Annotated in this window: 3 protein-coding genes; all 3 read left to right on the plus strand. The window is 41.0% G+C overall.

Annotated elements, in window-relative coordinates:
- Positions 1-2,310 (plus strand): SusC/RagA family TonB-linked outer membrane protein (locus HP439_RS17600; RefSeq protein ID WP_172391642.1); only part of this gene is annotated, 2,310 nt, incomplete at its 5' end.
- Between the two features lie 11 nt (positions 2,311-2,321).
- Positions 2,322-3,947: a RagB/SusD family nutrient uptake outer membrane protein gene (locus tag HP439_RS17605; RefSeq protein WP_172391643.1), complete on the plus strand. Its 1,626-nt coding sequence runs from the start codon at positions 2,322-2,324 to the stop codon at positions 3,945-3,947.
- A gap of 16 nt (positions 3,948-3,963) precedes the next feature.
- Positions 3,964-4,881, plus strand: a complete 918-nt coding sequence (locus HP439_RS17610; RefSeq protein WP_172391644.1) for a hypothetical protein — start codon at positions 3,964-3,966, stop codon at positions 4,879-4,881.
- Positions 4,882-4,955: the final 74 nt, after the last annotated feature.

Below are 4,955 nucleotides of genomic sequence, written 5' to 3' on the forward strand. Positions count from 1 at the left end.
GATTTTACTATTATGGACGGTCTGGGGAATACGGATTGGGTAGATCAAATGTTGGTGAATAATGCAAATACGGAGAACTATAATGTCGGTCTAACGGGCGGATCTGACAAGTCTATCTATGCTTTGAGTCTAAACTATATAGGACAGGAGGGACTTGTTGGCGGAAAAACTGTTTCGAATTATGAGCGTTATGGATTTCGCAGTAATGCTGAGTATAAAGCATTTAATGGCGTGCTTAAAATCGGTCAGCATTTAAATTTTAATTATATAAGAAATCGTGGGATAGCTGTGGGGAATCAATATAACAACACGTTGCGTCGTGCATTCAGTACATCCCCACTTACACCGGTGTTTGGGGACAATGTCTATAGAAATGGCTTTTATGATTCCTCTAATTCGGCGTGGTATAATGGCGATGGAAATCCTTATGGATCAATGATGGTGAATTCTAACAACATAAATGATGGACAAAAGTTAATGGCCGATGTTTATGCGGAGTTAGAACCCATGAAAGGATTAAAATTGCGATCAATGCTTGGTTTTAACTACAATGCTTCAGATTATAGAAGTTATACTCCAAAATTTAAGTTTTCGATCTACGACTTTAATGAAGATCACACCACGGCATTACAAAGTATGAACAAAGGTCATACCTTGACATGGATCAATACGGCGGGGTATGATTTTAACTTGAACGAAGTTCATCAATTCTCATCAATGGTTGGGATGGAAGCAATTCGCTCTCAAGGTACTTATCTCTCCGCAAGCAATTGGAATGTATTGTCGCAATTTGACGATTTTGACCATGCATATATTGATAATACAACTGGTAGAGCTTATGTAAACGAAGACGGAGTATTGGTGGAAACCCAAGATATGAATGGAGGGCCAGAAGTAAGCACAAGACGAGTTTCATACTTTGGTCGTATCGGATACAACTATAAAGAAAAATACTTGTTGAACGCTACGTTACGTGGCGATGCCTCGTCTAAATTTGCCAGCGTTAATCGCTGGGGATATTTCCCTTCCATATCGGCAGGATGGGTGATGACTGGTGAAGATTTTATGCAAGAGAGCCAAACTTGGTTAAATTTTTTCAAATGGAGAGTTTCGTGGGGCCAGGTAGGTAATCAAGATATTGAGGACTTCCAATTTGCCGCTCCAATAAATACGTCGACCGGTGTGACGGCGGATAATCCAGCGGCTTTTTATTCTTTCGGTACCACCGGCCTAAATTACGCAGGCGCATACCCCAGTCGTTTTTCAAACCCCTATATCACTTGGGAAACTTCTGAGCAACTTAATGTTGGATTTGACGCCCGTTTGCTAAGTAACAAACTTGATGTCGTTGCTGATTATTATATCAAGACAACGAAAGATTGGCTGGTGCAAGCTCCCGTGTTAGCGACTGCTGGAACGGCGGCACCTTTTATTAACGGGGGAAATGTCAAAAATACGGGTTTTGAATTAGCTGTGAATTGGTCAGATTATATTGGCGAGATAAAATACAGTGTCGGAGCTAACGGGGCTTATAACAAAAATGTCGTAGGGAACATACCCACAGAAGATGGTATTATTCATGGGGCAACTGCAATGCTTTATGATAATTCTGAGGAGTTCTATCGGGCAGAAAATGGACATCCAATTGGCTATTTTTGGGGATACGAAACTGCCGGCCTTTTTCAAAGTGAATCGGAGATTGATCGCTGGCGAGAGAAAGGAAATGGTATTCTTCAGCCGAGTGTCTTGCCAGGCGATGTGAAGTATATTGATCAAAATCTTGACGGCGTTATTAACGCTCAAGATAAGGTTGATCTGGGCGTAGGTTTGGCCAATATGAATTATGGATTTAATCTCGGTTTGAATTACAAAAATTTTGATTTTTCCCTCCAAGCATATGGTGTAACGGGGAATAAAATAGTCCAGTCGTATCGGAATCATGCTAATAAACAAGCAAATTATACTACACGTGTCTTAGACCGTTGGACAGGCGAAGGAACTTCGAACACTATTCCTCGTGTTACCGAGACCAACGTAAATTGGCAGTTTTCTGATTTGTATCTCCAAGATGGTGATTTCCTAAGGATTAGTAACATCACTTTAGGTTACGATTTTGCGAAGTTGATCAATTGGAAGTACGCAAACCAAGTGCGTTTGTATGTACAAGGTCAGAACCTGTTCACCTTCACCAAATATGACGGTATGGATCCGGAAATTGGATATGGCACTGAAGGGTGGGTTTCTGGGGTAGACCTCGGATACTATCCGCGTCCTAAGAGTGTGTTGTTTGGTGTGAATGTTAAATTTTAATTAATAGGGTTATGAAAAGAAATTATATATATAGTTGTTTGTTAGCGACGGCTCTTACTACAGCATCCTGTTCGTCTAGTTTTTTAGATGTCGAACCAGTGACTGATGTTCTTGAAAATAACTTTTATAAAGACGTTGCGGATGCTGAGATGGCACTAGTGGGATGCTATGATGGCTATCAGCGTACGGTATCGAATGGGAGTTTGTCATTTAATGTGGCATCAGACGTTTTGTCTGACCAAGTTTTTGGAGCTACGGGAAATACAGACAGCAGAGCTTATCAGGTTTTAGATCGTTTTAGTCAAGCAGAGGCTCCGTCTGAGAACAATCTTTTCGATGGAACTTGGAAAGATTATTATGCAGCAATATATCGTTGTAATGTATTGTTAACAAAACTCGACGAAACAGATTTTTCTACGGATCCTGAAGCAAGAATAAGAATAGAAGGCGAGACAAAGTTTTTGCGAGCTCTGCTGTATTTCGATCTTGTACGCCTTTTCGAAAATATACCTCTTTTGGTAGAACCGTCAACAGAAAATATCCCGCAGGCAAATCCAAAAGAAACCTATGATTTAATCGTCTCTGATTTAGAATTTGCGGCTGAAAGTATTCCAGTTACCGCATATCCAAAGGCTAAAGCATCTGCCAATGACGGACGAGCAACAACTTATGCCGCAAAATCATTACTTGCAAGGGTTTATCTTTTCTATTCGGGCTATTATCATAAAGATGATCTGGCCGTTTCCAAAGCAGAAGTGTTGGCTGGTTTAGAAGATGTGATTAATAGTGGAGAATTTTCTTTAGTTGACGATTTCTTATCATTATGGCCAGCATCAAGTTACATTCCTGTTAATGAAGATAATACGCTCGATAGGTCAAGGTATGCTGGCGAAGGAAATCGAGAAGTGGTGTTCGCGCAGAAGTTTACCAGTACGCAAGACTATAATGGGAATAATGATGGAAATCGCTGGTTGGTGATGTTAGGCTTACGGGGAGTCAATGCCTCTCCGTATGGACAAGGGTGGGGAGCAGGTACGGTTAGTAAAAATTTTGTAACCCAGTTTGCCAAAAATGACACCCGTAAAGGGGCTTCAATAATTGATATAGAGGCAGAGGGGATCGTCGGGTTTGATCTGAGTGATCAACGAGAATATACAGGCTTTGCGATAAAGAAATATACACCGACCTCGTTACCTGATGGTACTTCGAATACCGGAGGTCAGAAAGATTTTCAGATATCGCAAGATCAAGACTTTTTTGTAATTCGGTTCGCTGATGTCCTATTAATGGCGGCTGAGTTAGGAAGTGGAAATGCTCAAAACTATTTCGATCGAGTACGGAAGCGTGCTTATAAAGATAGTTTTTCCTCTTTAGCTGCGACAAAAATTAATATTTTAAATGAACGCAAGTTTGAGTTTGCATTTGAAGGTATTAGGTATTGGGATTTACTTCGTCAAGGATTGGAATCTGCAGCCACAAGTTTAGCCTTTTCAGAGAGTGTCCTTAGTGGTTCCGCAGAGGATAAAGTGGTTATAACCCGTGAAAACTTTTTGTCTACGCGTGGATTTATGCAAATACCAAATAATCAGATTACACTGTCAGACGGTGTTCTGATACAGAATGATGGTTGGAAATAATTCGAAAACGGAAATTATGAAAAAAATTATAACCTGGTGCGGTTTTTTGTTTATTGCCGCTAATATTATGGGGTCGTGTACTCCTGATGAATACACCTTGGGTGAGGTTGATGTAACTACGACGGATCTCATTGAAGGGTCTGCATTCAAAATTGAGCATGATCCATCAAATCCCAATATTGTTAATTTAAGAAGTTTAATGGGGCCACAATATACAGCCTTATGGGAACACCCACAAGGGAGGAGTCAACAACAATCTTTGTCTCTTCGCATTCCTTTTGCGGGAGAGTATACCGTCAAATTCGGCGTGCAAACACGCGGTGGAATCATTTATGGCGAACCTACGACGTTCACGGTAGCTGAATTTTACCCTGCATTTATAGATAATGAATTATGGACGCTGTTGTCGGGGGGGGTGGGTAATGAGAAGACATGGGTACTTGACTTAGATGCAACTGGAACAAGTCGCTTTTTTACAGGTCCCCTGTTTTTTTACGGGACAGATGATAGTTGGGAGACAGTAACTGACGGAAAAAATGTTGAAGGTGATGTGTGGAATTGGTCTCCTGATTACAAGGGGAACAGCTGGATTATGAGTGCAGGAGATTACGGGACAATGGTTTTCTCATTAAAGGGTGATGCGAATGTGACCGTTTCTCATAAACAGGTGCCTGGTCGCGGTGTAGAAAAGGGGACCTACATGCTTGATACTGATAATTATACGATGCGACTGAATGATGCGACTCCGCTACATGATAAGGGCAGAGAGGGGCATGTGGTTGATTGGGGGGCTGTTAAAATAATGTCACTGACCGAGAATAGCATGCAACTTGGCGTTCTCCGCGATGAAGCACTTTCAGGAGAAGGCCCCGCTTTGTTAGTATATAATTATATCACTAAAGAGTATTACGATAGGCTAGTTGCTGAAGATTAGTTGTAAGGTATAGAATCTTGGTGACATTGTATGGTCTCTGTTCTTATCATCCTTATTACTAAAATTGTTTTCTA

The sequence above is a fragment of the Sphingobacterium shayense genome, from assembly GCF_013179575.1.
Classification (GTDB): Bacteria; Bacteroidota; Bacteroidia; order Sphingobacteriales; family Sphingobacteriaceae; genus Sphingobacterium; species Sphingobacterium shayense.